General features: G+C 47.5%; 27 protein-coding genes and 1 riboswitch. Of the genes, 22 read left to right on the forward strand and 5 right to left on the reverse strand.

Annotation, left to right across the window (positions count from 1 at the left end; genetic code table 11):
- The first annotated feature begins 53 nt into the window (after nt 1-53).
- From D479_RS09745 to D479_RS09790, 10 genes are all read left to right on the forward strand, one after another.
- Nucleotides 54-1,793 carry a glycoside hydrolase family 35 protein gene (locus tag D479_RS09745; RefSeq protein WP_008636409.1) on the forward strand — a complete coding sequence of 580 codons (1,740 nt, stop codon included), beginning with the start codon at nt 54-56 and terminating at the stop codon, nt 1,791-1,793.
- Between the two features lie 130 nt (nt 1,794-1,923).
- Nucleotides 1,924-2,298, forward strand: a complete 375-nt coding sequence (locus tag D479_RS09750) for a nuclear transport factor 2 family protein (protein ID WP_008636410.1) — start codon at nt 1,924-1,926, stop codon at nt 2,296-2,298.
- 183 nt (nt 2,299-2,481) lie between these two features.
- Nucleotides 2,482-3,216, forward strand: coding sequence for a tryptophan-rich sensory protein (locus D479_RS09755; RefSeq protein WP_008636411.1), 735 nt, complete (start codon nt 2,482-2,484; stop codon nt 3,214-3,216).
- 192 nt (nt 3,217-3,408) lie between these two features.
- Nucleotides 3,409-4,527 (forward strand): D-alanyl-D-alanine carboxypeptidase family protein, encoded by a 1,119-nt coding sequence (locus tag D479_RS09760; protein ID WP_008636412.1) that lies wholly within the window; start codon nt 3,409-3,411, stop codon nt 4,525-4,527.
- 146 nt (nt 4,528-4,673) lie between these two features.
- The gene (locus D479_RS09765; RefSeq protein ID WP_008636413.1) at nt 4,674-6,005 is read left to right on the forward strand and encodes a hypothetical protein; all 1,332 of its coding nucleotides are present in this window, start codon (nt 4,674-4,676) and stop codon (nt 6,003-6,005) included.
- A 179-nt stretch (nt 6,006-6,184) separates the two neighbouring features.
- On the forward strand, nt 6,185-6,934 hold the full coding sequence (locus tag D479_RS09770; protein ID WP_008636414.1) for an IclR family transcriptional regulator: 750 nt from the start codon (nt 6,185-6,187) through the stop codon (nt 6,932-6,934).
- 12 nt (nt 6,935-6,946) lie between these two features.
- A complete protein-coding gene (locus D479_RS09775; RefSeq protein WP_008636415.1) occupies nt 6,947-7,900 on the forward strand; it encodes a sugar kinase in 954 nt (317 codons plus the stop codon).
- A 14-nt stretch (nt 7,901-7,914) separates the two neighbouring features.
- Nucleotides 7,915-8,559, forward strand: coding sequence for a bifunctional 4-hydroxy-2-oxoglutarate aldolase/2-dehydro-3-deoxy-phosphogluconate aldolase (locus D479_RS09780; RefSeq protein WP_008636416.1), 645 nt, complete (start codon nt 7,915-7,917; stop codon nt 8,557-8,559).
- On the forward strand, nt 8,556-9,704 hold the full coding sequence (dgoD, locus tag D479_RS09785; RefSeq protein ID WP_008636417.1) for a galactonate dehydratase: 1,149 nt from the start codon (nt 8,556-8,558) through the stop codon (nt 9,702-9,704). The genes D479_RS09780 and dgoD overlap by 4 nt, the downstream gene beginning before the upstream one ends.
- 42 nt (nt 9,705-9,746) lie before the next feature.
- Nucleotides 9,747-11,108 carry a gluconate:H+ symporter gene (locus D479_RS09790; RefSeq protein ID WP_008636418.1) on the forward strand — a complete coding sequence of 454 codons (1,362 nt, stop codon included), beginning with the start codon at nt 9,747-9,749 and terminating at the stop codon, nt 11,106-11,108.
- A gap of 220 nt (nt 11,109-11,328) precedes the next feature.
- On the opposite strand, the gene D479_RS09795 is transcribed toward D479_RS09790, so the two are convergent.
- Nucleotides 11,329-11,835 carry a hypothetical protein gene (locus D479_RS09795; RefSeq protein WP_008636419.1) on the reverse strand — a complete coding sequence of 169 codons (507 nt, stop codon included), beginning with the start codon at nt 11,833-11,835 and terminating at the stop codon, nt 11,329-11,331.
- A gap of 457 nt (nt 11,836-12,292) precedes the next feature.
- Between D479_RS09795 and D479_RS09800 the strand changes: the two genes are divergently transcribed.
- The 5 genes from D479_RS09800 to D479_RS09820 all read left to right on the forward strand — a co-directional run bounded on the left by D479_RS09800 (nt 12,293) and on the right by D479_RS09820 (nt 16,226).
- Nucleotides 12,293-12,982: a hypothetical protein gene (locus tag D479_RS09800; protein WP_008636421.1), complete on the forward strand. Its 690-nt coding sequence runs from the start codon at nt 12,293-12,295 to the stop codon at nt 12,980-12,982.
- A gap of 2 nt (nt 12,983-12,984) precedes the next feature.
- The gene (locus D479_RS09805; protein ID WP_008636422.1) at nt 12,985-13,755 is read left to right on the forward strand and encodes a CDP-glycerol glycerophosphotransferase family protein; all 771 of its coding nucleotides are present in this window, start codon (nt 12,985-12,987) and stop codon (nt 13,753-13,755) included.
- Entirely contained in the window at nt 13,748-15,148 is a 1,401-nt protein-coding gene (locus D479_RS09810; protein ID WP_008636423.1) for a Spore coat polysaccharide biosynthesis protein spsB, read from the forward strand. Before D479_RS09805 ends, D479_RS09810 begins: the two co-directional genes overlap by 8 nt.
- A gap of 102 nt (nt 15,149-15,250) precedes the next feature.
- Nucleotides 15,251-15,841 carry a class I SAM-dependent methyltransferase gene (locus D479_RS09815; protein WP_008636425.1) on the forward strand — a complete coding sequence of 197 codons (591 nt, stop codon included), beginning with the start codon at nt 15,251-15,253 and terminating at the stop codon, nt 15,839-15,841.
- A gap of 100 nt (nt 15,842-15,941) precedes the next feature.
- Nucleotides 15,942-16,226 carry a hypothetical protein gene (locus D479_RS09820; RefSeq protein ID WP_152413366.1) on the forward strand — a complete coding sequence of 95 codons (285 nt, stop codon included), beginning with the start codon at nt 15,942-15,944 and terminating at the stop codon, nt 16,224-16,226.
- A 42-nt stretch (nt 16,227-16,268) separates the two neighbouring features.
- Here the strand turns inward: D479_RS09820 and D479_RS09825 are convergent, their stop codons facing one another.
- The 3 genes from D479_RS09825 to D479_RS09835 all read right to left on the reverse strand — a co-directional run bounded on the left by D479_RS09825 (nt 16,269) and on the right by D479_RS09835 (nt 18,702).
- Nucleotides 16,269-16,739, reverse strand: coding sequence for a GNAT family N-acetyltransferase (locus D479_RS09825; RefSeq protein ID WP_008636427.1), 471 nt, complete (start codon nt 16,737-16,739; stop codon nt 16,269-16,271).
- A gap of 86 nt (nt 16,740-16,825) precedes the next feature.
- Nucleotides 16,826-18,118 (reverse strand): nucleobase:cation symporter-2 family protein, encoded by a 1,293-nt coding sequence (locus D479_RS09830; protein WP_008636428.1) that lies wholly within the window; start codon nt 18,116-18,118, stop codon nt 16,826-16,828.
- On the reverse strand, nt 18,115-18,702 hold the full coding sequence (locus D479_RS09835) for a xanthine phosphoribosyltransferase (protein WP_008636429.1): 588 nt from the start codon (nt 18,700-18,702) through the stop codon (nt 18,115-18,117). The genes D479_RS09830 and D479_RS09835 overlap by 4 nt, the downstream gene beginning before the upstream one ends.
- Before the next feature lie 120 nt (nt 18,703-18,822).
- A riboswitch (purine riboswitch) is annotated at nt 18,823-18,924 on the reverse strand.
- Nucleotides 18,925-19,212: 288 nt separating this feature from the next.
- Here D479_RS09835 and D479_RS09840 point away from each other — a divergent pair.
- From D479_RS09840 to D479_RS09855, 4 genes are all read left to right on the forward strand, one after another.
- Complete coding sequence (locus D479_RS09840; RefSeq protein ID WP_008636430.1) at nt 19,213-19,614, forward strand: hypothetical protein; 402 nt, start codon at nt 19,213-19,215, stop codon at nt 19,612-19,614.
- Nucleotides 19,574-20,611, forward strand: coding sequence for a hypothetical protein (locus tag D479_RS09845; protein ID WP_152413367.1), 1,038 nt, complete (start codon nt 19,574-19,576; stop codon nt 20,609-20,611). The genes D479_RS09840 and D479_RS09845 overlap by 41 nt, the downstream gene beginning before the upstream one ends.
- Before the next feature lie 125 nt (nt 20,612-20,736).
- Nucleotides 20,737-21,189, forward strand: a complete 453-nt coding sequence (locus D479_RS09850; RefSeq protein ID WP_008636432.1) for a DUF6376 family protein — start codon at nt 20,737-20,739, stop codon at nt 21,187-21,189.
- Between the two features lie 422 nt (nt 21,190-21,611).
- Complete coding sequence (locus D479_RS09855; RefSeq protein ID WP_008636435.1) at nt 21,612-22,343, forward strand: ZIP family metal transporter; 732 nt, start codon at nt 21,612-21,614, stop codon at nt 22,341-22,343.
- Between the two features lies 1 nt (nt 22,344).
- Here the strand turns inward: D479_RS09855 and D479_RS09860 are convergent, their stop codons facing one another.
- Nucleotides 22,345-23,025, reverse strand: coding sequence for an alpha/beta fold hydrolase (locus tag D479_RS09860; protein WP_008636437.1), 681 nt, complete (start codon nt 23,023-23,025; stop codon nt 22,345-22,347).
- Nucleotides 23,026-23,144: 119 nt separating this feature from the next.
- Here D479_RS09860 and D479_RS09865 point away from each other — a divergent pair, with 119 nt between their 5' ends.
- The 3 genes from D479_RS09865 to D479_RS09875 all read left to right on the forward strand — a co-directional run bounded on the left by D479_RS09865 (nt 23,145) and on the right by D479_RS09875 (nt 26,263).
- Nucleotides 23,145-23,516: a VOC family protein gene (locus D479_RS09865; RefSeq protein WP_008636440.1), complete on the forward strand. Its 372-nt coding sequence runs from the start codon at nt 23,145-23,147 to the stop codon at nt 23,514-23,516.
- Between the two features lie 137 nt (nt 23,517-23,653).
- Nucleotides 23,654-25,675: a penicillin-binding transpeptidase domain-containing protein gene (locus tag D479_RS09870; protein ID WP_008636442.1), complete on the forward strand. Its 2,022-nt coding sequence runs from the start codon at nt 23,654-23,656 to the stop codon at nt 25,673-25,675.
- 75 nt (nt 25,676-25,750) lie between these two features.
- Nucleotides 25,751-26,263: a GrpB family protein gene (locus D479_RS09875; protein WP_008636445.1), complete on the forward strand. Its 513-nt coding sequence runs from the start codon at nt 25,751-25,753 to the stop codon at nt 26,261-26,263.
- Nucleotides 26,264-26,398: the final 135 nt, after the last annotated feature.

The following is a 26,398-nucleotide window of genomic DNA, read 5'->3' on the forward strand; positions in this document are numbered from 1 at the left end:
TTCAGGAAGAAGTGTGACATTTAAGATCGTCCAAATGAAGAAGGAGGAGCGCCATGCTTACAGCTGAAAACGGTCAATTTCTTTTAAATGATAAGCCCTTTCAAATCCTTTCCGGTGCCATTCACTATTTCCGTACCGTCCCGGAGCACTGGGAAGACAGACTGGAAAAATTGAAGGCTCTCGGATTGAATACGGTAGAAACGTATGTCCCTTGGAACCTGCATGAACCGCGCAGAGGGGAGTTCGAATTCTCGGGCTTAGCCGATATCGAAGGTTTCATACAGACAGCGGCCGATCTGGGACTCTATGTGATCGTCCGTCCAGCCCCGTATATTTGTGCCGAATGGGAGATGGGAGGGCTTCCCTCCTGGCTGCTGAAGGACAAGGATGTTGTCATGAGAAGCAGTGATCCCGTTTATCTGTCGTACGTAGAAAGTTATTACAAAGAGCTACTTCCTAAGTTCGTCCCGCACCTATACCAGAACGGCGGTCCGATCATCGCGATGCAGATTGAGAATGAGTACGGCGCCTACGGCAATGATCAGAAATATTTGACGTTCCTTAAGAAACAATACGAGCAGCATGGTCTGGATACCTTCCTCTTCACATCAGACGGTCCAGACTTTATCGAACAGGGATCACTCCCGGACGTGACGACAACGTTGAACTTCGGTTCCAAGGTGGAGCAGGCGTTTGAACGTCTGGATGCATTCAAGACGGGTTCACCGAAGATGGTTGCAGAATTTTGGATCGGCTGGTTCGATTATTGGACAGGGGAGCATCACACCCGTGACGCAGGAGATGCTGCGGCTGTCTTCAGAGAATTGATGGAACGAAAAGCATCGGTCAACTTCTACATGTTCCATGGCGGCACGAACTTCGGGTTCATGAACGGAGCCAACCACTATGATGTCTACTACCCTACGATTACAAGCTATGATTATGACAGCTTGTTGACAGAGAGTGGAGCGATCACAGAGAAATACAATGCAGTGAAATCCATCCTTGCCGACTACCAAACCGTCCCGGCCGACTATGAGTCTGTGCTTTCATCCGAAGCTTACGGCAGGGTGGAAGTGGAGGAGGGCGTAAGTCTGTTCGATACCCTTGCCGAAATCGGGAAGCGGACGGCACACATAAAGCCGCTCTCTATGGAGGAAATTGACCAGGCTTATGGCTACACCCTTTATAAGACGACCGTCAACCGCTCCGGAGAGCTGAGTATGGGGATCGAAGCCGTTCATGACCGTGCTTTTATTTACGTTAATGGTACGTATCAGAAAACCATTTATATCAATGACGAACAGAAGAAAACGACACTCGTTTTCCCGGAAAAGATCAATACGCTGGAAATCCTCGTCGAGAATATGGGAAGAGCCAACTACGGTGAGCATCTGGAGGATCGTAAAGGCTTGACGAAGAATATTTGGCTCGGGGAGCAGTATTTCTTTGAATGGGAGATGTACGCCGTTGAATTGGATATCCTTCCTGAAAGCTACGCAAAGCAGGAGGACTCCCGTTATCCGAAATTCTTCCGCGGTACGTTCGATGCGCCGGGGAGACACGACACTTACATCGACAGTGAAGGGTTCACGAAGGGGAATCTCTTCGTAAACGGGTTCAATCTGGGGAGATATTGGAACACAGCCGGTCCTCAAAAGCGGATCTACGTCCCAGGCCCGCTGTTGAAGGAGCAAGGAAATGAACTGGTCATACTGGAATTAGAGCACTCTTCTGTTTCAGAAGTGCAGTTGGTGGATCAGCCTGAACTTGCCGCCGTTGTGAAATCATAAATGGAAAAGTCACCGCCTTACAGCGGTGACTTTTTTTGAGGAAGCACGATGCTGGATTTTTCTCATATAGCGGTGTAAAGTACCTACTAGTGGAAAAAAGACAGCGAGATTTGCAGGAGGAATAATAAGCATGAATTTAGATAAATATTTCGATCTTTTTGATCGTTCCCGAACAAGTGAAGAGGCGATGGAAGAGTTAAATGGTTTGTTCACGGATGACATGGTCTTCGTATTAAATGGCAGCAGGAAGCAGGGGCTGGATCAATGGAAGCTGTTCATGAAGCAGGTATTCACCAATAATACAGACATTAAGCATATGTATGAAGGTTGGGAAAAAGTCGAAGGAACCGATGCATATGAAACGCGGTGGGCCGTGTGCGGAAAGCTTGCAAATGGAAAGGTGTACACGCAGACAGGGAAGGACATTGCCCGTCTGGACGAAGCGGGCCGGATCAGCTATTTGGAAAACGTCCCGGATCAACAGGATTTGTTCCAAGGCTATTAAAGATGATAAAGCGCAGCTTATTCCATAAGCTGCGCTTTTTTTATGGAGGAAGGATGGAGAGAGTACAATCAGGATCAAAATCATTTACAGCGGCCAAAGGACCGATATTTCATGATTATGTTTTAACCCGGCGAGGAGAGGAATACTATGTAACAGAAAAGGAAAAGGAAAGGGAGTGTCTTCATGGGTAAATTCATCTTGAATCTCCTGGCGTTTATCCTTGTCGTCGTCGTTAACGGACTTGCGAACGCGCTGCCGCTGAATGGACAAACGACTGGTGAAATTTCCAACCGCCTCGATGTTCTATTTACACCGGCAGGGTATGTCTTCAGTATTTGGGGACTAATTTATCTTCTGCTTGGAATCTGGGTGCTGCGTCAGTTCCCGGCAAGCCGCAGAGATCTGCCGCTTTATCAAAATACGAGTGGACTTTTCGTCCTGAGCAGCCTGCTCAATAGTTTATGGATCTTCCTTTGGCATTATAATTACTTCGGTTTGACCGTGATCGTCATGCTGCTGCTATTGCTTACCCTGATCCGGCTGTATACGACAGTGAAAGCAAGCGGGGCATCGTTTTTCGATCTTCTGCCATTCTCCATCTATTTAGGGTGGATCAGTGTAGCGACGATCGCTAACATCAGCTATTATCTAACAGATATTGGATGGGACGGCTTTGGTCTTTCTGATACCGTCTGGACGATTATTCTGCTGGTTGTCGCCACGGTATTAGCGGTATTTTTCCTTGTAAGCGAAGAGGATTGGGTATATCCGCTCGTCTTCGTCTGGGCGTTCATAGGCATTGGTGTGCGCAACCAGGGTTCCGATGAGACGGTTGTCGTCTATACCGCTTACCTTTTGGCTGCGTTGATTTTCATCCTGACGATTGTATTCGGATTTAAACAAAAGAGAACAACATAAGTTTCGACACCTTGAAGAAATTCCGCTCTATAAGAGTTGGAATTTCTTTTTTTGGATTGAAAATTACAATGGAATTAATTTTATGTTACAAAGAGTCGGAACATGTCGAAACACCAGGGATTTGCTATTATAATAGATTCTAGTTTTTGTAATCGGAAGTACGAATTTTTGAAAAATAAGGGGTCAGGGAATGTGAGAATATTTATAGCCATAATCGCTGCATTCATTATCGCACCATTTATCTTAACCTCTCCTGCTGCCGCAGAAGCCGGGGATACTCCACAGATCGATAGTGAGTCAGGCATTGTCATGGAAGCGAATACAGGACGGATATTGTATGAAAAAAATGCAGAAGAGCGTTTGTACCCAGCCAGCTTGACGAAAATTGCGACCGCTATCTACGCTATCGAGCATGGGGATTTGGATGATACGGTAACAGTGAGTAAGCAGGCAAGTGAAACAGGCGGATCCAGTGTCTTCCTCAAAGAAGGCGATCAGATGAGGCTCGGTCAGCTCATTCAAGGATTGCTGCTTAATTCAGGAAACGATGCAGGGGTAGCGATTGCGGAGCACCTCAGCGGAAGCACGGGGCAGTTTGCTAAGGATCTGAACGTATACCTGAAAGAGGAAGTGGGGGTGGAGAATACAACCTTCTTCAATCCACACGGCTTGTTTGATCCACGGCATATGACGACAGCGGAGGATTTGGCACGGATAACCGCTTATGCGATGAAGAATGATACCTTTAAAGAAATGTTCGGAAAGAAGCAGATAGACTGGGACAGTGAGTCTTGGGATACGACGTTATACACGCACCATAAGCTGATGCGGGAAATGCCGTATGACGGTGTGACTGGAGGCAAGACGGGGTATGTCGGACAGGCTGGCTTCACATTGGCAACGAGTGCCGAACGGGACGGTACCAGTCTTGTTGCCATCACGATGAAGAATAGTACGCAGCTCGGCGCTTACCATGATACGGAGAAACTGCTGGATTATGGGTTTGATAACTTTGAGACGACAACGGTATCTCCGGACGATGTCTATGACTTCATGGGTGAGCCTTATGCCGTCGAAGAGCCGTTGACATACACCCATTCCACTAATCATCCAATAGATCAGAACGTAATCCTGCCTGGTGTCTTGATTATTTCCAACCAAATGGGTGACGTCCTGACATCCGGTATGCTTCGGCAGGTAGACAGGAAGCGTACCACAGCAGGCGCTCTATCCGCTGTTGTGAAAGTGGATGACATATGGGACTATACGGGTCATCCGCTCGATCAGGATCTTACCGCACTTAAATATTGATCTAACAAGCCTTTCCTTAGACAGGAGAGGCTTTTTTTATTTGCTTTTCCCTCTATTGTTCAGACAAATTATGATTTTTTTCTAAAAAAGTGATCCAATTCTTTCCCTCTTCCGATAGCTGAGTAGAAACTATTTAATAAAGGAGAGTGTCAGATGAAACACTTGAAGAAAATCACGATCATGATGTTGGCGTTGGTCCTCCTCGTACCCTCCTCGCCATGGCATCAAACAGTCCTACGGTGAAAACACCGGCAGCAGATTTACGATCGACACTGGATCAGCTTTTATCGGAGCACTTCGTCCTTGCGACTACTTATATGATGAAGTCGTATGACGATGCACCTGATGCGGAACAGGTGTGGGAGAAGCTTGATCAAAACGCAGCGGATATGACACCTGCCATTGCCTCCGTCTATGGAGAGGAAGCGGCAGCGCAATTTGAAGAAATTTTCCGCGGCCACAATGATTATTCAGACGCGTTTGTGGAAGCAGCTAAGAATGATGATGCGGATGCACGTGAAATGGCGGAAGCGGAAGTAGATGAGTTCGTAAATGAATTCGGCAGTTTCCTGGCAGCCGCGACGGACGGAAATCTTCCGGAAGATGCAGCGAAGGAAGCATTGAAAGCGCATGAGCAGGATGTAGTCAATGTCTTCGATCACTATGTAAATGGAGACTACCAAGAAGCATATACGGCGTTCCGCGAAGGTTTTCAACGGATGTTCACGGTCAGTGAAGCGCTATCTACTGCGATTGTGACTCAAATGCCGGATCAATTCGATGGCACGAAGGCCGATACGAAGGCAGCAGATCTTCGTTCTAATCTGAATGCACTGGCAGCCGAGCACTTTGCATTAGCCGTCCTGGAAATGCAGAAGGGCTATGACCAGGCGGAGGATTATGATTTCGTGACATGGGCAGAAAATGAACATACGAAAGACTTCACAGCAGCCATTGCCTCTATTTACGGAGAAGATGGTGCGGCACAGTTTGAGCAGGTATGGCAGCAGGATCACATCAATGCACAAGCAGATGTCGTATCTGCCGCGCTGGAAGGGGACGAGGAAGCGAAGCAGATGGCTGAAGACAGTCTGCAGTTGTTTGCTAAAGACTTCGGTGCATTCCTGGATGCGGCGACAGAAGGAAATCTTCCAGCAGATGCAGCAACAGAAGCTGTTTGGTCTCATGAAGAAGACGTCCTGCAAACATTCGAAAGCTATGCTGGAGAGGATTATGAAGCAGCATACGATTCGTTCCGCGAAGGGTATGCATTCATGTTCGGTATCGGGGAAACATTAGGCGATGCGATCGTGATGCAGATGCCGGAACAATTCGGTACAGAAATGCCTGATGCAATGCCTGACACAGGTTTGGGCGGTATGAGTGATCAAGGCCAGTACATTTGGATGTGGATCGCATTCGGAGTGCTTGCTGCAGCAGGAGCAGGCTTCGTCTATCGTAAGAAGGCAACAGAATAAATGGGAAAACTGCCAGTATATTACTGGCAGTTTTTTTATTTGGTATAAACGAAGAGATGAAACTTTCATTTAAAAAATTCTGTCAATCTATTGATGAAAGCGGTTCATTGTGATAATGTTGTGTATGAAATTTACATATGAGAAACCGATTTACATATGTGAATGGGAAGGTGAGGAAAATGACGGTCAAATCAGCAGATCGTGTCATTTCTATATTGGATCACTTGAAGGATTATCCCAACGGTCTTTCCCTTAAAGAAATCGCCGCCCAGTTGGCTCTGCCGCAAAGCAGTACATTCCAACTGCTGCAGACGATGCAGAAACGGCATTTCCTGACGGTGGCTGAAGGGAAAGTATATAAACTAGGTCCGAAGCTCGTACAGATTGGAACGAGAGCTTTAGAGACACTCGATGTCTATGCCGATGCACGTCCTTATCTCCGTGAATTGATGGAGAAGGTCGAGGAGACGGTATTCATGGCAATGATGATTGAAGAAGAACTTGTCTATGTGGCGAAATTCGATAATTATCGGTCTATACGGACGACTGCACAGATCGGGATGCGGAAACCGTTGTACTGTACGGGTCTTGGAAAAGCCTTCTTAGCTTTTATGCCGGAACCTGTCAGTGACCATCTTCTTTCGAACATGAAATTGGAACCGATTACAAGTAAGACCCTTACAGATCCTCAAGCATTGAAAGAGCAGTTCGCGGGCTTTCGTGAACAGGGTTTCGCGATTGATGATGAAGAGAATGAAGTGGGATTGTATTGCTTGGCAGCTCCTATCTATAATGCTGCCGGCGAAATGGTTGCGGCAATCAGCACAGCCGGTCCCAAAACAAGGGTCCTCGGGCGTTACGAATTCGTTTCTGAATCTTTATTGACAGTTTCGAAAGCGATTTCAGAAAGGAATGGATACGTTTTATAAGGAGGGTACGAAATGGATGTAGTCACACTGGGAGAGACGATGGTTACTTTCACGTCCAAATCTTCAGGACTGATGCGTTACGCTTCAGACTTTGCAATGAAAGTGGCTGGTGCAGAATCGAACGTTGCCATCGCCCTTGCACGATTAGGACATGATGTTGGATTTATCAGCAAAGTAGGAGACGATGAATTCGGTGAGAAGGTTCGCAGCTTCATCCGAGGAGAAGGAGTGGACGTCAACAAAGTTACTTCGTACGGAGGAGCTCCTACAGGTATCATGTTCAAAGAGAAGCTGACACCGAACGAGATGCGGGTCCAGTATTACCGTAAAGGATCTGCAGCGAGTGCGATGACTCCGGACGATCTGGACGAATCCTATATCGCCGGCGCCCGGTTCCTGCATATTACAGGTATTACACCAGCGCTCAGTTCAAGTTGTCTTGAAAGCGTTTTAACTGCTGTTCATTATGCCAAGCGTAACGGCGTAACAGTGGTTTTCGATCCGAATCTGCGGAAGAAGTTGTGGGGAGAAGAAGAAGCACGATCGGCTCTGTTGGAAATTGCCTCCATGGCGGACATTGTGCTGCCCGGTATCGATGAAGCAGAATTCCTTTTTGGACCATCTTCTACGGAGCAGCTGGCTGATAGATTTCATGAACTTGGAGCTTCTGTCGTCATCATGAAGCTCGGCAAAAGGGGAGCTTACGTGAAAGACCATTCATTCACAGGCTATGTCGATGGTTATCCCATCGATGATGTGGTCGATCCGGTCGGTGCGGGCGATGCATTCGCAGCCGGCTGTCTCTCAGGCCTGCTGGACGGTTTGCCGGTAGAAGAGGCTTGCAGACGCGGAAATGCTGCAGGGGCCATGGTCACGTTAGTCGAGGGTGACGTAGAAGGTCTGCCAACGAAGGAACGTGTCGAAGCGTTTCAAAATCAGGATGTCAAAGAGGATGTAGAGCGATAAGGAGGAATGGACAAATGGGAACAGTCTTTCAACGAATGTTAGAGCATAAGCTTGTAGCGATTCTTCGTGGGCAACAAGAAGAAGATATAGTGAACATCGCCCAGTCGCTGCATGACGGTGGGGTGCACATGATGGAAATCACGGTGGATACTCCACGATTCGACGAGCATATCCGTCAAGTCAAGGAAGCTTTCGGTGAGCGCATGATTGTCGGAGCCGGAACGGTACTGGATCCGGAAACAGCACGGACAGCCATTCTTGCCGGAGCGCAGTTCATCTTCTCGCCGACGGTCGACAAAGAAACGATCACGATGGCGAAACGGTACGGCGTTGTAAGTATTCCGGGAGCAATGACTCCGACTGAGATTTTGACAGCCTATGAGCAGGGTGCAGACATGATTAAAGTCTTTCCGGCAGGAGCGATGGGACCTGGGTATATCAAAGATGTACACGGACCGCTGCCACACATCCCGTTAATGCCTACAGGTGGAGTCGACCTGTCCAACGTCCGCGAATACTTTGATAAAGGAGCAGTAGCCGCAGGGCTTGGCAGCTCGCTTGTCCCTTCCAATAAGACGATGGATGAAACGGCACTCAGGGAATTGACAGAAACGGCAAGACAATTCAGTGAAGCGATAAAGGATGTGGAGAGAGTATGAAAATCATAGATTACAAACTGTATCAGCTGCCACCACGTTGGTTGTTCTTGAAAATAGAAACTGATATAGGCGTCTGCGGATGGGGAGAGCCTGTTGTGGAAGGACGTACGCATACCGTTGCTGCCTGTGTTACAGAATTGATGGACTATCTGATTGGTAAAGATCCGCGTCACATTGAAGACCACTTCCAGGTATTGTACCGAGGCGGTTTCTATCGTGGAGGACCAATCCTGATGAGTGCCATTTCCGGTATCGAACAAGCGCTGTGGGACATCAAAGGGAAGTATTACCACATGCCTGTCCATGAAATGCTCGGCGGATCTGTCCGTGACAATATCCAAGTTTACTCTTGGATCGGAGGCGACCGGCCCAGCGATGTAGGAGCTGCTGCCAAGGAAAAAGCGGAGGCAGGCTTCACCGCAATTAAGATGAATGGTACAGAAGAAATGAATTACATAGACAGCTATACCAAAGTCGATGCAGCAGTAGCAAGGGTAGCGGGAATTCGTGAAGCTGTCGGACAGGATTTTGGAATTGGAATCGATTTCCACGGGCGCGTCCATAAAGCGATGGCGAAAATACTCGTCAAAGAGCTGGAGCAGTATCGTCCGATGTTCATTGAAGAGCCGGTTCTGACAGAAAATGCAGAGTCCTTTAGAGAGATTGCACAGCACACGACGACTCCGATTGCAACAGGCGAACGGAACTACACCCGCTGGGGATTCAAGCAATTATTGACGGATGGAGTAGTGGACATCATTCAGCCGGACTTGTCACACGCTGGTGGGATTCTGGAAACGAAAAAAATCGCCGCTATGGCAGAAGCCTTTGATGTAGCAGTCGCGCCGCACGCGCCGCTCGGACCGATCAATCTCGCAGCGTCCCTGCAGGTCGACGCCTGTACGCCTAACTGCATCATCCAGGAACAGAGTCTAGGTATTCACTATAACAAGGGAAGCGATCTGCTTGATTACCTTGTGGATCCGACCGTCTTTGAATATGAGAATGGTTCGGTGAAAATCCCGAAAGGACCAGGGCTTGGAATCGATATCAACGAAGAGAAAGTCAAGGAAATGTCGGAACAGGCGGAGCTTTGGAAGAATCCGATCTGGCGGCATGCGGACGGTACCGTCGCTGAATGGTAAAGAAAATTCACTCGTATTTACAACTATGAAGGAGAGATAATTATGTCTACAACAGGATTGATCCTGCTTGCAGTATTCGGAGTCGCTCTGCTGTTATTCCTCGTCATGAAGACAAAGCTGCAGGCGTTCATCGCGTTGATTCTTGTGAGTTATATTGTCGGGCTCTTGTCCGGAATGAATCCGATGGAAGTTTTGGAAGCGGTTCAGGCAGGGATGGGAGGTACCGTCGCTGAGGTCGCGGTCATCATCGGTATCGGAGCTATGTTCGGAGAAATTCTTAAAGCATCCGGCGGAGCGGAACGTCTTGCTTTGACCTTGATGAACAAATTCGGTGAAAAACGCGTCAACTGGGCGCTGGTGCTTACCGGTTTCATTATTTCCATTCCCGTTTTTCTAGATGTAGCCTTTGTCATTCTCGTTCCTATTTTATATAGTCTTGCACAGAAAACAGGGAAATCATTGCTGCACTTCGGTATTCCGTTGCTTGCAGGTCTTGCCGTTACACACAGCTTCATCCCGCCTACTCCGGGACCGATCGCTGTAGCATCCTTGATCGGTGCCAACATCGGCTGGGTTATCCTCTTCGGATTCATTGCCGGTATTCCGGCAGCGATCCTTGCAGGGCCGGTATTCGGAACGTACATCGGTAAGAAAATCCATGTCAAAGTGCCGGCGGAAATGCTGAAGAACATGGCAGAAGAAGCAAAAGGAAAAGAATACGATAAGGAGCTTCCAAGCTTCGGTATGATCGCTTTTCTTATCCTGCTTCCACTATTCTTGATTCTACTTAATACGTTCGGCAGTGCCGCTTTACCAGAAGGAAGCACGTGGGTAACGGTCTTCTCCTTCATCGGTGATCCCGGTGTTGCTTTAACAATGACCGCTTTAGTTACGTTCTATCTACTTGGAACACGCCGTGGTTATACGAAAGAGGAAATCCAGAAGATTGCCACGAAGTCTCTGGAACCTGCAGGTGTCATTATCTTGATCACCGGTGCCGGTGGAGTCTTCGGTGAGGTACTTGTACAAACAGGAATCGGCGATGTCCTTGCCGATACGATGAGTAACATGAATATGCCGATCATCGTCTTCGCCTTCCTTGTAGCTGCTGCTGTCCGTATCGCTCAAGGTTCGGCAACGGTAGCGATGGTTACTGCAGCAAGCTTGATTTCTCCTGTCATCAACACGATGGGAATCGAAGGTCCGATGCTTGCGCTGCTGGTTATTACCATTGCGTCTGGTGCTACTATTGCTTCTCACGTCAACGATTCAGGATTCTGGATGGTTAACCGATTCTTCGGATTGTCTGAGAAGGATACGTTGAAGTCGTGGACGGTGATGGAAACGATCATCGCGCTTGTCGGTTTCGGTGTTTCGCTCATCCTCAGCTTGTTTGTAGCATAAGGAAGAAAAACCAGCCCTTTGCAAAGGGCTGGTTTTTTTATTTTTTAGGAAGTGATATTCAGTGGGGAGAGGGCGGGCGCCGGGAATGTTTCTTCATTATTGGATAAGTGGAGATCGTTTGTTCTTGAAGATGAGATTCTAACAGCTAAATAGAAGTGAAGTCTATTTTTTGATTTTCTCAACAAGACGAAAACCAGCCCTTCATAAAGGGCTGGTTTTGTTATTTCAGCGAGTGACGCTGGATATTCGGAGCTTCTTCCTCGAATTCGTTTTGGAACGGAAGGTTTTCTTCGTTCTTATGGAATTCGGGAGGAGCTTGTGTGCCGGTTGATTTATAACGAATGTGGAATTCCTCCTGGAACTCCGGGACATCTTTCGGTTTGGCAGTAGGAAGCCTCATGCCTGTAATCCACATTTCGAATTTGTAAATACCACGATCGAGGATGACGCATAACTCTTCGAGAGACTGGGTCAGTTCATTCAAACAGTCCAACCCGTTTCTTAAAATAATTCCCCGTTCTTTCGCCTTTTCGATCGAATGCTCCAGGCGGTAAGGTTCGCCTTGGTATGCAAATTCGATAAAACAGCTGTTGCGGTCCCAGTTAAAGTGATAGTCGTCAATCTTCAGACGTTTCATGACTTTCTCAAGTTTTTTCTCACATATATTTTGTTCCTTGTGCGGCATCCATTTGAATAGAACGTTCTTAAATACTGGATTTTTGAACATACTAGTCACCTTCCTTTTAGTATAAGCCTGAACCTGTGAAGCGTGAACTGTACTATTATGTATAGTTCTACAAAAGGTGGAGAACCCCTCCCTGATATCCCTTTTAATTGCAAAAAATCCCATAATACATCAGACATCCATCGAGGCTTACTACCATTTTAATCCCTTTGACGGCAGAAAGGGAATGGGCGCAGGGAACTATTAGGTGCATGGGATTACTCTTTTTCTATTGCAGGGGCTGAGCTATTTTGTCTATTGAAAAGGCTTCCTGTCGAAGGTGACGTTCCTATTGTGGAAAAGGAAGCCGGAAAGAAACAGGAAGAGTGCATACGTGTTACTTTTCGCTCATTTTTAATAGATAACCGTTCGTAGGATAGGTAGATAACTTCACACGATTGATAGAGTCTTCATATATATAGTTAGGAGTAATCTCACTAAAACAGAAAGGAGTGTGGACATGAACGACGCATCAAGAAATTACTGGTCCTTATATGCAGAGTTTCTATCTGCTTTCCAGTCGATCAGATATAAAGGGTTCTCTATTCCTTACCTGTGTCATTTCAGGAGTTTGAACCATGAGAATACGTATATATGGGAGAACCTCCCGAATGCAGCATTCCGTAAACATTTATCCCATGATGTGAAGGATAGAAAGACTCTGCAGGCACTATTCGATCAATACAAGCAGTCCCATGTGAAAAAGAAAAAGAGTAAACTGTTTCCAAGGATGAAGGCTCCAAAGGGTAAAATCGTCTTGTACAATGCGGCCAATCTCCTTCGCTTCCCAAAGGAGACGATGGATCGGCATTTCCGGCCTGACCAGACCGTACTGCTTCAGGACTTTCCTGCAAAGAAAAAGCCGAAAATCGTTAAAGGGATTCCGGTCCAAGGTGTTCCCTCCAATTATTTGAGTTCCTATCGTGTCCCTGTAGAAGCAAGCGTCCAGGTGCTGCAGAAGCAGGCAGATAAAATCATTCAAGCATACTCTGGTCACCCTATGTTTAACCATGCATCGTTTCGAGTGAACTTCCACAAACAATTGGCAGGGATTGTCCAGAGAATTGAAGAGACGAATCGTTTCTTCCGGAAAACCCTGTATCCTGTATCGTTTTTGCATCCACCCATTATTATCAGAGCAGGACGATAGCTATGGTAGCGGCAGAAGCGGGTATCCCGACGGTTTGCATGCAGCATGGAATTATCGGGGATGAAATAGGGTACATGCCCCAAATTGCTGACGTGGAAGGAGTGTACGGACATTTTGAATCGGAATGGTTTCAGAAGGTCGGTGTAAAGAAGACGGCTGTTGAAATCATTGGTCATCCGCGGTTTGATAACCTCTTCCGCCGTTCGTCCCTGATGAAATCAGAGCTTGTCAATCAGCTGAAAATAAATCCGGGTAAAAAAACGATTCTTGTCATTGTAAGAGAAGATAAACAAGTCGATAAGTGGAAGACGCTGGTCCAGAACTTAAGTAAAGAAGGAAACTATAATATCATCATCAAAGACTTCCTCTATCGGGGCACACCTCATCCGCTCACGAAACTTTCTCCTCATATCTATTCATCCGCAGCGATTCCATTATATGATGTAATCCACCACAGCGACGTCGTCTTAACCTATTTATCAACCGTAGGTCTGGAAGCGATGATCGCGGATAAACCAGTGTTCGTCCTATCCACTACTTTTCCGACCTATACAGGTTATTTTGACAGACTGGTCCCGTTAGTAGATCCGCGTCCTATGAAAGTAGCCCGTATGGTAGGGAAATACTTCAGCGATGATCGATGGAAGCAGCAGGTGAAAGAAACACGGCAGGCGTTTCTAAATCATGCGTACCCAACGGCCAAGCCGTCCGGAACCAGACTGATGGAACTGCTTCGACGTCTCTCGAAGCAAGGGGGGATTCCGTTTGAATGATTATGAAAGAGACTATTGGAGTTCGTATTTCGATTTTCTTGATAAATTTAAAGCATTGAAGTTTATGGGTATTCCTGTGGCGCTTGTGCTTCCTTATTACGTCCTTATCATGGATCGCGGGCTGGATAAGTTGGGAACTCCGGCTGCTGGGAGAAGATGGTCTGTCCCATTAGCGAAGGAAGAAGAGCTGCAGTCACGCTTTGAACAAGTATTAAAGCCATATAAGAAAAGAAATACGAAAAGAAAAGGGAAAATCGTTTTTTATGATGCGGTATTAAGAATCCCCCAATACCTCTTACGGTCTTCCTTCTCCCCGGCCGAGACATTGATTCTCCGTCAGAAGCAGTCGGTCAATCCCTATACAGCTTATAAGACCAAGTACTTCTACTCGCTTCAGCAGGTGGATAAGGAAACGAAGAAATCGTTCATTAAAGAATGGAATAGTACGATGGATCAGTATGTCGACCATCCGATTTATGGAAATGTTCATTTTCGGAAGAAGGTCCGGATGCTGCTGCCTTCTGCGCTTATGCAGATCGCGGCAGCTGCCAAGTTCTTTGAAACGACAGAAGTTTCCTGTCTGATCGTCGGGACGACAAACAGCAGCGACAGCCGCAGTCTCGTACTTGCTGCCTCGCAGCGGGGCATTCCTACTATCTGTCTGCAGCATGGTATTCCTATGCTGGAGTTCGGTTATCTTCCTAAAGTGGCCACGTTCCAGGCGGTCTATGGGGAAAGAGACAAGCGATGGTATGAGAGCCGGGGGGTTCCGTCCATTACTCTGAGGATGATCGGCCACCCGCGCATGGATGATATTTATAAGAGGAAAGGAATGAGCAGAGAAGCCTTCTGTCATCGATTATCGTTGAATAAAAAGAGGAAGACTATCCTTTTGGTGCTTCATCATGAAGAGATGGAGATGGTGGATTCCATTCTTTCTGAGCTGCAAAAGAATGCAGTGTACAACATAGTAGTCAAGCGACGAAACGGCAGACAGCGCAAATCGGAGGCAACGCTTGCACTTGCCAAGAAATATAAAAAACTCACTTATGTCGATGATCTGCCTTTGCATGACGTTCTCCGTCATGTGGATGCGGTGATCAGTTATGACTCTACGATCGTTCTTGAGGCGATGCTTGCTGGAAAGGTTGTCCTGCTTTGGTCGCTGAACAGCCTGTCCCGCAGTTCTACCAATTATTACGATTCATTGGAATACTATCGATTTGAGAAGCCGGAAGAGCTCGTTGAAGCCCTCTGTCTTTTACTTGAGGATGGGTCGTATAAACAGGGGTATCATGCTGTAAGGGAAAAGACGATTGCATCCCTTTACCAGAACCGCAGTGGAACCTCCACAAAGGTTCTGGCAGAGCTTGTTCGATCTTTAATTCTGTAACGAACGATAAAAAGATAGAGTATCTTAGTCATCTACCAATACGCTTTTCCATAACTTTCATAGAATAACGTATGCTTGAAAATAGAAGGGGGGATAAAGAAAATGGAAGAAGAGAAAAAAACGATGGAAGAGCTTCATGACCACTGGAAGAGCAGCAGTACACCAGATTTGTATGCTCCGAGAGTAGAGAGAAGTGAGTTCCTGACCAAATATATCCGCAAATGCATCGTCCGAAATGGACAAATTCTGGAGGTCGGCTGCAACGTCGGTCGAAACTTGAACTATTTAAGAGAGCAGGGCTACCAGAACCTGAGTGGAATTGAGATCAGCGAGGAAGCGGTAATGGCGATGAAGAAGACGTTTCCGGAATTAGCCGAAGCGGCGCACATCATGAATGCACCCGTGGAACAAATCATCAAACGCCTGCCGTCCAATTCCTATGATCTCGTGTTTTCCATGGCCGTGCTCCTTCATATACACCCGGACAGCGACTGGGTTTTCGAAGAGATGGCAAGGATATCCCGGGATTACATCATCACGGTCGAGGCAGAACAAGCATCAGGTTGGCACATTTTTCCTCGTAATTATAAAGCTATCTTTGAAGACCTCGGTTTTAAACAAGTGACGGAAAGCAATGCAAAAGCTGCCGGATTGAAGGCGTACACGCTTCGGGTCTTTAAAAAATTGAAATAACAGCAGAAAGCGACTCTTGTTGGGATATTCCCAGGAAGAGTTTTTCTGATTGAAGGAAGGGAATAAAAGGAACATTCTGCTTAAGTCTGGAGAGGATATCATGATAGAGAAGTCTGCCGGTGTCTTCTTGTTCGCAGCTTTGGTTCTGTTTCTATGGGGATGGATCACGGGGGATGCCCTCATCTTCTTCCCTTTTCTCTGTCTTTTCGCCGCTGTGTTCTTATTCACCGTCTATGCTGTAAGGATTAATAAAGAGACCGCCATTCGCTGCCGGGTCGGCTGGCACAGTTTCGTTCATATCGGTTGGGATGAGCAAATGGCGTCGGGAGCAATCTATGAATGCAGGAGGTGCGGGAAGAGGAAGAAGGTGATGAGGGCCTTTTGACAAAAAACAGGTAAGGTCGGGACCTGTGCCTGACCTTACCTGTTATCGGGGATTTTGTATAGTTGCGGCTTCGTCCAGGGGAAGACTGTAGTGGAAGAAATCTGCTTCCTTGCTGTACCCTTTTTTCTCGTACAGCTTTTGCGCCGTATAATTATCAAAAGCAGTCGACAGGCTGAGGCTGACGGCTCTGGTATCTTTGGCAAAGTCTTTGGCTTTGTTCAACAGAAGTTCTCCGATGCCTTTGCCGCGGGCTGCTGGTATGACATACAAATCATTCAATATCCAAGCGTTCCTCATGGAAATGGAAGAATGGGTCGGATAGAGCTGGGTGAAGCCGACGTAGTTATCCTTTTCTTTTACGAGAAAGATGACAGAGTCCTTCCGCGTCATTCGTTGTTCTATGTAGGCTTTCGCTCCTTCTAAATCCGGATCTTGCTTGTAGAATTGGCGGTATTGATCGAATAAGACAGCGGCTGCTTCCACTTCTTCCATGGTAGCCTGGTGGATGTTCATGGTCATCTCTCCCTGGTTGTTTTTTTAATAAGTATATACATTCTATGGAAATAAACAAGGGGAGCATTTACGCTCCCCTTATTTGTTCAAGCTCCTCGTTCGCTTAGTACCGTAACCTTCTTAGAGGCTTTGGAAGGGAGCATATGGAATAGGATATTCAAAACGATCGCTGTTACGCTTCCAGCGACGATGCCGTTGCTCGTGAGGATTTGGAAGCTTTGAGGGAGCTTGGCGAACAGCTCGGGCACGACCGTTACGCCGAGCCCCATCCCTACAGAACAGGCGACGATCATGGAATTCTCGTGTGATTCCGCGATGACAGCGCTGAGCATCTTGATTCCCTGTGCAATGACCATGCCGAACATCGCAACCATCGCGCCCCCTAACACAGGTTCCGGGATGATTGTGGTCAGGGCTGCAATTTTAGGAATGAATCCGAGGGTGATGAGCATGGCGCCTGTGACGAAAATGACTTTCCGTGATTTTACGCCTGTCATGTGCATCAAACCGACGTTCTGGGAGAAAGCCGTATAAGGAAAAGCGTTGAACACTCCTCCAAGCAGAATGGCGATCCCTTCTGCTCGATAGCCGTTGGCTAAATCCTTCTCTTCGATCTTTTTTTTCGTCAAGTCACTCAAAGCGAAATAGACACCCGTCGATTCAACGAGAGACACCATGGCAACGAGGATCATCGTCAGGATGGCAGACCAATGGAAGGTGGGCGTACCGAAATAGAAGGGCTCGACCATATGGAAATAGGAAGCTTCCATGACGGAAGTGACATCGACTTTCCCCATGAAGGATGCCGCCGCGGTGCCGGCGATGATGCCGATCAGAATAGCGACAGATCTGGTGAAGCCAGTCGTGAAACGGTATAAGAGCACGATGAATAAGAGCGTACCGAAAGAAAGGGCAATATTTGAAACGGATCCGAAGTCGCTTGCTCCTTCGCCGCCTCCCATATTGTTGATAGCAACAGGGATCAGGGTAATCCCGATGATCGTAACGACCGTACCCGTGACGACAGGAGGGAAGAAGCGGACCAATTTACTGAAAAACCAGCTGATGAGGATGACGAACAAACCGGATACTAGAATCGCCCCGTATATCGCAGATACCCCGTATTCGCCGCCGATGGCGATCATCGGCCCGACGGCTGTGAACGTACAGCCGAGAACGACCGGGAGACCAATCCCGAAGAAGCGGTTCCTCAGTACCTGGAGGATCGTCGCCACGCCGCACATAAGGATGTCTATGGCGACGAGGTAAGTGAGCTGCTCGGAATTCAGACCAAGAGAAGCACCGACGATCAGTGGGACGAGAATGGCTCCCGCATACATAGCAAGGAGGTGTTGGACAGCCAGTGCACCTGTTTTCATACGGACGCCTCCTCTTCAGCGAAGCGTACTTCTCCATTCTCAAGGGAAGATAGAATGGCTAACGACTCCACCCGGATGCCTTTGTCCAAAAGCCGCTTCCTGCCGTCTTGGAATCCCTTCTCTATGACAATTCCGACACCTGCAAGCGCTGCCCCGGCTTGTTCAACAATATCAACAAGCCCGAGTGCTGCCTGTCCATTGGCGAGGAAATCATCCAGTATGAGGACGGTATCTTCGGCAGTCAAGTAGTCTTTCGAAACAGATATCTCATGCGTCTGCTGTTTCGTGAACGAATAGACTTCGGCAGAATAGAGATGGTCATTCAGCGTCAGGGATTTCCGCTTCCTTGCGAATATGGCGGGTACTCCAAGGCTGAGTCCGGTCATTTGGGCCGGTGCGATGCCGGAGGATTCCAGCGTCAGGATTTTGGTAATGCCGGCCTGTTGGAATCGTTCGGCGAAGCCTTCACCGATTTCCTTCATCAACTGTGGATCGATCTGATGATTGAGAAAGGAATCGACCTTGATAACCGTGTCGGAAAGGACGCGGCCTTCTTTTTTTATCTTTTCTTCTAGTAGATGCATAGAATGGATCACTCCTTATGGAAAGTAAAAAATGCGCAGCAGCTTCATTCCCTGACTATGAAGGGAGCAAAGCTGCTGCGCATGTAACATAGAGAACGACCATGACAAACACGATCATCCATCTTCTTTTCTTCCTTTCATAGTCGGTTCATTTACGGTGAACCGGTAGAAACTCGCAGGCCGTATCCCTGCTATTATATGAAATCGTTTATTCAGTTAATATCCACAGTATAGCACGCGAAAACTGGAAGACAATACCGAATTCGTCATTTTGTACAACCGGATGAATAGAGGGAATATTCAGTCTGTAATAAAGGAGGAAAATCAAAGAAATGTATGTGTCAACCAAACATTCATCTCAAGCTCCTTCGTCATTAAATTTTTCTCCCTTCTGCACCATAGTCACACAACTATACAGAATCAGCATCCCGGCATAAGATAGTTAAGGACTCATAAATGGTAGGGACCTATGGCTGCACGGGTCCTTCAGAAAGGAGGTTCTTGACTACCATGAATCAATTCGAACGAAGGTATTGGTCATCCTATTGTGATTTCATTAATGACTTTAAAGCATTGAATTACCTTGGGATTTCCCTGCCTCTCGTCATGCCATATTATGTCCTTATTCATGAAAATGCCATCCATAAATTAAAAGGCGGAGGAGCGGAGAAAATACTTCGCACAAAAATCGTCAAAGAAAAAAGCATTCAGGCTCATTTTGAAAAACATCTGGCCCCTTACCGGAAGAAAGTAGTGAAGAGGAAAGGGAGGGTCGTCTTCTATGACAATGTCCTTCGCATCCCTTCTTCGTTGATCGCTGAACAATTCAAGCCTGGTAAAGCTCTCCTGCTCATGCACCGGCCGTCTCCAGGTGAAATCATCCATTCCGTCTATTGCATTAAGCAAATATGAAACGATTCCTAAGAAGATGATAGATAATTTCAAAAAGAAAGCAAATCGTATTCTTCTCTCCAAACGATCACATCTTATTTACGGGAATAAACATTTCAAGAAACGATTTCTGAGACAGATTCCGGTCGTCATGAAGCAGATCTTCGCTGCCAATAAGTTCTTCGCGAGCTACCCGGCTTCCTGTCTCGTGCTTGGTACGACGAACAGCAGTGACACGAGGATACTGGCATTGACAGCTGCAAGTAAAGGGATTCCCTCCATTTGTCTTCAGCACGGCATTCCATTGCTTGAATTCGGCTACCTCCCGCGTGCCGCTACCTATCTCGGTGTGTACGGGACGAAAGATGTAGCCTGGTACACCAGTAAAGGTGTCCCTCCGGCAGTCATCAAAGTGGTCGGCCATCCTAGGTTCGACGAAATGGTGAAGAGAAAACCGATGTCTCCCAAAGTCTTTCAGGCGAAGTTCAAACTTGTACCGACTAAAAAGACCATTCTGCTGGTTCTGCATCATCAGGAGACGGAAATTCCACAAATCATCATTGATAAGCTCTTGAAAACAGGGAAATACAACATTCTGATCAAGCCGAGGAATGGCAAACAGAGTAGAACGTCCCAAACGCTTGCCCTCCAGCAAAAATATAAAACGGTCAAGTTCGCAAATGGTGTGCACTTATATGATCTGCTGCAAAATGTGGATGCGGTCGTCAGTTACGAATCGACGATCGTGATGGAAGCACTGCTTGCTGGTAAACCAGCATTCATCTGGAAGTTGAAAGCATTAGCGTCGAGCACTACGAATTACTACAGCGACCTGAGCGAATACATTTTTCAGGATCCGAATCTCTTGATTGGGAAGATGATGGCCGTTCTTGATGGAAAGGTCGGTCCGGAGGCTTGGAATAAGAAGAAGGATGCTTTTATCCAGAAGCATTATCCTGTCGCACCACCGCTGTCGATTACGAAACTGAAAGCTTTGATCACCCAAATCACACTATGAATACCGGAAATTTCTGCTTCCTGGCAACCGCCAGGGAGTCTATTGATAATAGCAGGAAGGCCCTCGGATGGAGGGTCTATTTTTATGGGGTTCGTGCTATACTAAAAGAAAAAAGTAGGGATGACATGAAGAAATTATCGGCAGCTTTAGTAGGAGCAATCGGCGTGCTCGGCGGTTGTTCGATGCTGGAGGGAGTGAATAATTCCCTGTCGTACGTCAATGAAGCGACGGAATATGCCAATGAAGCCAGTTCTTTTGCACAAGAAGCACCGTCTCTTGCGGAACAGGCAGTTCAAGATCCGGATGCCGCTGGTGAGCTGGAGACAAAGCTGGAAGAAATGAAGGCGGATATAGAAGAATTCAATGAGCTGGATGCGCCTTCTGTTGCGGAAGATCTGCATCAACAGGTCGTTTCACAGAATGACAAGGCATTGGAGGGTATCCAAGTTTACTTGGATAACGTGGAGAACGGAACACTCGACCCGTCCGTCATTGAAAACACAGAACTGTTTCAGACAATGAGTGAGCTGTCGCAGATCGTTGATCAAATCGAAGAAATTCAGCAGCTGGGTGAATGACGATGAGGCTTCCTTACAGGGAGCCTTTTTTCAACTTGTAGAAGAAGTACTTTTCAGAGGGAGAAATCGGGCTCCGGGGAATAGAGCGCTGTTCGTGGGGTGGCCGGCGCGCCTGCTCATCGCTGCGCTCTTCCGGGGTCTCACCTGTGCCACTATTCCCACAGGAGTCTGCTTTATTCCCCTCCACCCTTTGTTATACATGTCTATCTTTCGTTTCATTCCTGTATTCTATAGTTATCGATGGTTGCTTTGAAATTTTCATGAGAGGAAGGTTTTTCTCCCTTTGATCCCTTTCTCGGAATTTCTAGACAGTCTGTGAAAAAGGCTCCCTTAAAGGGGGCTTTTTTGTGTGAAAGAAAAGAGCTTCTATCCGGACATGCTGTTACGTATAGTGGAAGCAGGACGAATGTGGGGGGAGCGGCATGGACTGGAATATCGGAGTTATGTTGATATCTGCTTTCGCAACGGCGGCCGGGGCACTGCCGGTTCTTGCCATCAGGCAGATTTCCCACAGGGGTATGGATACAATTCTTGCTTACACAGCTGGGGTCATGGTAGCTGCTTCTACATACGGACTGATCCCGGCATCGCTTAAACTGACGAATTTATATGTCCTCTGTTTCGGAGTCCTGTTGGGGGCGCTTCTATTAAATGCCTTGGAATACATCCTTCCCCACATCGATGCAGACCATGAAAGGCATGGGCGGATGCTTCCGTTTCAGGGGATGATGCTGGTCGTTGCCATGACGCTTCATAATATTCCGGAGGGACTGTCAGTCGGAGCCAGCCTTGCCAGTGATGTCGACAATCTCGGGCTTGTGGTCGCTTTGTCGATGGCTTTACAGAACGCTCCGGAAGGTTTTCTTGTCGCGATCTTTCTTATGAATCAGGAAGTGTCCAAGCTGCGGGCATTTTTATTTGCGACACTTACCGGCTGTATTGAGTTCTTTGCGGGCGTCTTCGGTTTCTTCGCCGTTGGTGCAGCGTTATGGATCGTTCCATACGGGCTCGCGTTCGCCGCCGGTGCCATGTTGTTCATCGTATATAAAGAATTAATTCCGGAAACACACGGTCATGGATACGAGCGCCTGGCGACCTTTTCCTTTCTTATTGGACTGTTAAGTATGATCGGCCTTGTCGAATGGTTTCGCTAGTCTACAAGCCTTGCAGGAAGGACGATGCCAATTTACTGCATGCTTCCGGTTGGTCCATATTTGCAGTATGGCCGGCGTTCGGAAGCAGACCGATCTGGATGGCAGCGTTACGTGCTTTCATATGTATGGCAGCTTCCCGTTCGTGCTTCTCTGTGCTTCCGTTTAATACGAGCGTCGGAGCGGTTAATTGCTCGATTGCTTCATCATCTAATGCAGGGTAGTGGAAGGTCATCCCGTGAAGTACGTTTCTCAATGTGGATTTCCATCTGTCCCCATGCAGGGCTTTGAACTGGTCGGCGAGGCTTCTCTCGTGTTCTTCGATGTGAAGGAAGTAGTCATATTGCTTGTTCATCACCTCTGTCAGCGACTCGGGGACCCTGGGAGTGTAGCCTGTCAGGATGATTCCTTCTACATACTGTGGAAGTTTGATCGCGGTATGAACAGCAAGCGAAGCTCCGAGGGACAATCCCCATAGGAAGCCCTTTCCTTCTTCCTGTATCCGTTCGATTACCCATTGGAGGGCTGACGGGAAGTATGGATCACCGGCATCTGTTGAGCAGGATCCATGTCCTGGTAAATCGAGGGGAACAAGTTCAAACTCTTCTTTTAAATGAATAAGCTGGCTTTGGAAGTGCGTTTCTGCTGTCCCCATGAACCCGTGCAGGAAATATAGTCGTTTCATTCGGTTCCTCCTCCTTCATCCATTCCATTATTTAGTATAGCAAATTTCTAAAAGGGATTTAGTATGGATATATGGAATGTAAAAAGGGTAGACGTAAGAGAAAGAAGGAGTGTTTGGAAATGTATGAAGGGATTCATCATGTATCTATATTAATAACGGATCTGGATAGGGCGAAACATTTTTACGGGGAAGTATTGGGATTTCAAGAAAGTAAGGAACGCCCGGACTTCGGCTTCCCCGGTGCCTGGTATCAATTAGGAGAGACCCAAATCCATTTGATTCAGCACGAGGCAGGACAAGCGAGGAGAGATACGACGGAAATTGACTCCCGCGATGCCCACTTTGCTGTACGTGTACATAATGTGGAAGCATTCATAGAGAAGATGGAAGCGAATGATGTGGCCATGCTGAATAAGCCGCACAACAAAACAGAGTGGCATCAAGTGTTTATCTCCGACCCGGACGGCAATCTTATTGAATTCAATCGATAAACAGAAAGCACGTGGACCAGGAAAAAGGGCCGCGTGCTTTTTTACGAGCTGGATTCTTTTTGATACAGAATATTTTGATATACTATGTAAGAGATACTAGAGTTTTGTCAGAAGATGACAGAAGAAGGGGAGAGTTTATGAGGAGTTGGAAGCTATGGGCTGCAGTCTTGGTGTTTTTAAGCCTTGTTGCCTGCAGTCAGCAGCCGAAGCCTGAAGATACGTTCACGGCCTATATGGATGCCTGGGAAAACGGAAAGTACGACAAAATGTACGGATTGTTAAGTGAAAGTTCCCAGGGTTTGATGACAGAAGAAGAATTTGTGGATCGCTATGAAACCATCTATGACGGGATCTCCATGGAGGACTTGGCGGTTACATATGATCTGCCCGAGGAGTCGGAAGACTATGGAGAGGGAGAGGAACCTTCCTTCGATTTTGGAGTGAAGATGGGATCGATCGGTGGAGAGATTGATTTCACTCATGCAGCAAGTCTCGTGTTTGAAGAAGGCGAAGAAGAACGCTGGGCAATCGATTGGGACTCTTCCATGATCTTTCCTGGAATGAAGGAAGGCTATACGGTCTATGCCGATTCGCTTTCTTCCGAGCGTGGGGAAATCTTTGATGCGGATGGTCAGGGACTTGCCGTTAACGGAGAAGTCCAACGCGTCGGTTTGGTACCGGAGCAGATCGAAGAAGGACAGGAAGAAGCATTGAAGGAAGGGCTTTCGGAAGAGCTTGGAATGACGGTCGAGGCGATTGACGCGAAACTCGATCAGTCCTGGGTCGAGCCTAGTTCCTTCGTGCCGATTGGAGCAGTTGCAGCGGATGACGAAGCGAAAATCGAGGCGTTGAAAAAACTTCCGAAAGGGTTCATATTCAAGGCAGAAGGAGCAAGAGTCTATCCACTGAAAGAAGCTGCCGCCCATTTGACGGGGTACGTAGGAGCGATTACCGCGGAGCAGCTGGAGGATAGAAAAGGCGAAGGGTACTCCAGTACGAGCAGAATCGGTCAGGCAGGACTGGAAGCTGTTTTCGAAGATCGACTGCGCGGGACACCGGGAGGAAAGGTCGCCATCAGAGACGAGAAAGGCAACGAAGAAGAGGTATTGGCTGAAACAGAACCGGTAGCTGGAGAAGATGTTACGTTGACCATCTCATCCGATGTCCAGAAGAATGTCTATAACCAAATGAAGGATGACTCCGGCTCCGCTTCTGCCGTCAACCCTACGACAGGGGAAGTGCTGGCAATGGTCAGCGCACCTGCCTATGACCCTAACCAATTCATACTCGGCATGGGGGCTGAAGAGCGTCAGAAGCTTCAGGAGGCACCGGGAAGTCCATTGCTGAACAAGTTCACGCGGACCTATTCACCAGGATCTACGTTCAAACCAATTACCGCAGCAATCGGTCTTGAAACGGGAGCCATTGATCCGGCAGAAGAGCTTTCCATTCCTGATCGCACATACACACAGGACGGCTGGGGAGGATACTCTGTCACCCGGGTTCCTGGAGCCGCCGTCGATACACAAGTGAATCTGCGTGATGCACTCGTCCGCTCCGACAATATTTATTTTGCCCGGTCCATCCTGGAAATCGGAGGCGAAGCGTTCCTTAAAGGGGCAGAACCGTTCGGCTTCGGAGAAGATATTCCTTTCCCTTATCCAGTCGAGTCCTCTCAGATTCTGAATGCTGATGCATTCAAGGAGCAGGAGCCGCTGCTTGCCGATACCGGCTATGGGCAGGGGCAGGTTCAGATGAGCACGCTGCATCTGGCGATGACCTACACGCCGTTTATAACGGACGGTACGCTTCTGAAACCGACGTTGATAAAAGACGAAGGAGCAGGAGAACCGTGGCATGAGAACGTGCTATCGGAAGAGACGGCAGCAACCATTAAAGAAGACCTGCGTGCGGTTGTCGCTGATGAAGAAGGGACTGCCCATAAGCCGGTGACAGAGGGCTTGTCGCTTGCCGGTAAGACAGGTACAGCCGAGTTGAAACAGTCACTGGAAGATGAGAATGGTCAAGAAAACGGTTGGTTTGTCGCTTGGGATACGGAATCTTGGGATCTCCTCGTTTCGATGATGATCGAGGATGTTGATAAAGGAAGTGCGGAAGTCGTTCCCAAAGTGAAAAAAGTATTCGAGCAGTCCTCTTAGAAGCAGTTACGTCCGCATGTGGTTATCCATATGCGGGCTTTTTTGCGGAACATATTAAAAAAGGGGGGAAAGACGTTGAAAGTGCGTCTGACCGATTATCAGAAAGAGTGGCAAACAAGATTTGAGGCAGAGGCCCGGCTGTTAAAGCGGATATTCGGTAAAGAGATCATCTCCATCGAGCATTTCGGGAGTACCGCCGTTCCTGGCATGAAAGCTAAACCGGTCATCGATATGATGGGGCTTGTACGCAGGATAGAAACGATCGATGGCTATGCATCGTTGTTGGAAGCAGAGGGATATGAAGCAGCAGGGGAATGGGGGATTGAAGGAAGAAGGCTGTTCCGGAAGGGCGGCGATCAGCGAACCCATCACCTTCATTTCTACCAGCAGGATAATTCCCAGATTGACAGACATTTAATTCTAAGAGATTACCTGCTTCAACACCCGGAGGAAGTGGAGGCGTACAGCCGGTTCAAGGAAAAACTGGCTGCCATTCATGAAAGCACGAGCGGATACAGTCCCGCAAAAAAGAAATACGTTGCGCAATTGGAAAGAAGGGCGCTTGCATGGAGGCGTGACAGGGAATAGAAGTACAAGGAGAACCGGTGCAGCCGTACAGAAAAGAACTAAAAAGTAAAAAAAATACATTTATAACATTTTGTTAACCCAGCATTCTAACATAAAATGACTTATTTTGCTTGTATGTGTTGTAATTCACATAAT

Source organism: Halobacillus sp. BAB-2008 (genome assembly GCF_000328325.1).
Lineage (GTDB): Bacteria > Bacillota > Bacilli > Bacillales > Halobacillaceae > Halobacillus.

Excerpts from the sequence above, each read along its gene's own strand:
- D479_RS09745 (WP_008636409.1), top strand. The coding sequence starts at position 54 with ATGCTTACAGCTGAAAACGGTCAATTTCTTTTAAATGATAAGCCCTTT.
- D479_RS09750 (WP_008636410.1), top strand. The coding sequence starts at position 1,924 with ATGAATTTAGATAAATATTTCGATCTTTTTGATCGTTCCCGAACAAGT.
- D479_RS09755 (WP_008636411.1), top strand. The coding sequence starts at position 2,482 with ATGGGTAAATTCATCTTGAATCTCCTGGCGTTTATCCTTGTCGTCGTC.
- D479_RS09770 (WP_008636414.1), top strand. The coding sequence starts at position 6,185 with ATGACGGTCAAATCAGCAGATCGTGTCATTTCTATATTGGATCACTTG.
- D479_RS09775 (WP_008636415.1), top strand. The coding sequence starts at position 6,947 with ATGGATGTAGTCACACTGGGAGAGACGATGGTTACTTTCACGTCCAAA.
- D479_RS09780 (WP_008636416.1), top strand. The coding sequence starts at position 7,915 with ATGGGAACAGTCTTTCAACGAATGTTAGAGCATAAGCTTGTAGCGATT.
- dgoD (WP_008636417.1), top strand. The coding sequence starts at position 8,556 with ATGAAAATCATAGATTACAAACTGTATCAGCTGCCACCACGTTGGTTG.
- D479_RS09790 (WP_008636418.1), top strand. The coding sequence starts at position 9,747 with ATGTCTACAACAGGATTGATCCTGCTTGCAGTATTCGGAGTCGCTCTG.
- D479_RS09795 (WP_008636419.1), bottom strand. The coding sequence starts at position 11,835 with ATGTTCAAAAATCCAGTATTTAAGAACGTTCTATTCAAATGGATGCCG.
- D479_RS09800 (WP_008636421.1), top strand. The coding sequence starts at position 12,293 with ATGAACGACGCATCAAGAAATTACTGGTCCTTATATGCAGAGTTTCTA.
- D479_RS09805 (WP_008636422.1), top strand. The coding sequence starts at position 12,985 with ATGGTAGCGGCAGAAGCGGGTATCCCGACGGTTTGCATGCAGCATGGA.
- D479_RS09815 (WP_008636425.1), top strand. The coding sequence starts at position 15,251 with ATGGAAGAAGAGAAAAAAACGATGGAAGAGCTTCATGACCACTGGAAG.
- D479_RS09820 (WP_152413366.1), top strand. The coding sequence starts at position 15,942 with ATGATAGAGAAGTCTGCCGGTGTCTTCTTGTTCGCAGCTTTGGTTCTG.
- D479_RS09825 (WP_008636427.1), bottom strand. The coding sequence starts at position 16,739 with ATGAACATCCACCAGGCTACCATGGAAGAAGTGGAAGCAGCCGCTGTC.
- D479_RS09830 (WP_008636428.1), bottom strand. The coding sequence starts at position 18,118 with ATGAAAACAGGTGCACTGGCTGTCCAACACCTCCTTGCTATGTATGCG.
- D479_RS09835 (WP_008636429.1), bottom strand. The coding sequence starts at position 18,702 with ATGCATCTACTAGAAGAAAAGATAAAAAAAGAAGGCCGCGTCCTTTCC.
- D479_RS09840 (WP_008636430.1), top strand. The coding sequence starts at position 19,213 with ATGAATCAATTCGAACGAAGGTATTGGTCATCCTATTGTGATTTCATT.
- D479_RS09850 (WP_008636432.1), top strand. The coding sequence starts at position 20,737 with ATGAAGAAATTATCGGCAGCTTTAGTAGGAGCAATCGGCGTGCTCGGC.
- D479_RS09855 (WP_008636435.1), top strand. The coding sequence starts at position 21,612 with ATGGACTGGAATATCGGAGTTATGTTGATATCTGCTTTCGCAACGGCG.
- D479_RS09860 (WP_008636437.1), bottom strand. The coding sequence starts at position 23,025 with ATGAAACGACTATATTTCCTGCACGGGTTCATGGGGACAGCAGAAACG.
- D479_RS09865 (WP_008636440.1), top strand. The coding sequence starts at position 23,145 with ATGTATGAAGGGATTCATCATGTATCTATATTAATAACGGATCTGGAT.
- D479_RS09870 (WP_008636442.1), top strand. The coding sequence starts at position 23,654 with ATGAGGAGTTGGAAGCTATGGGCTGCAGTCTTGGTGTTTTTAAGCCTT.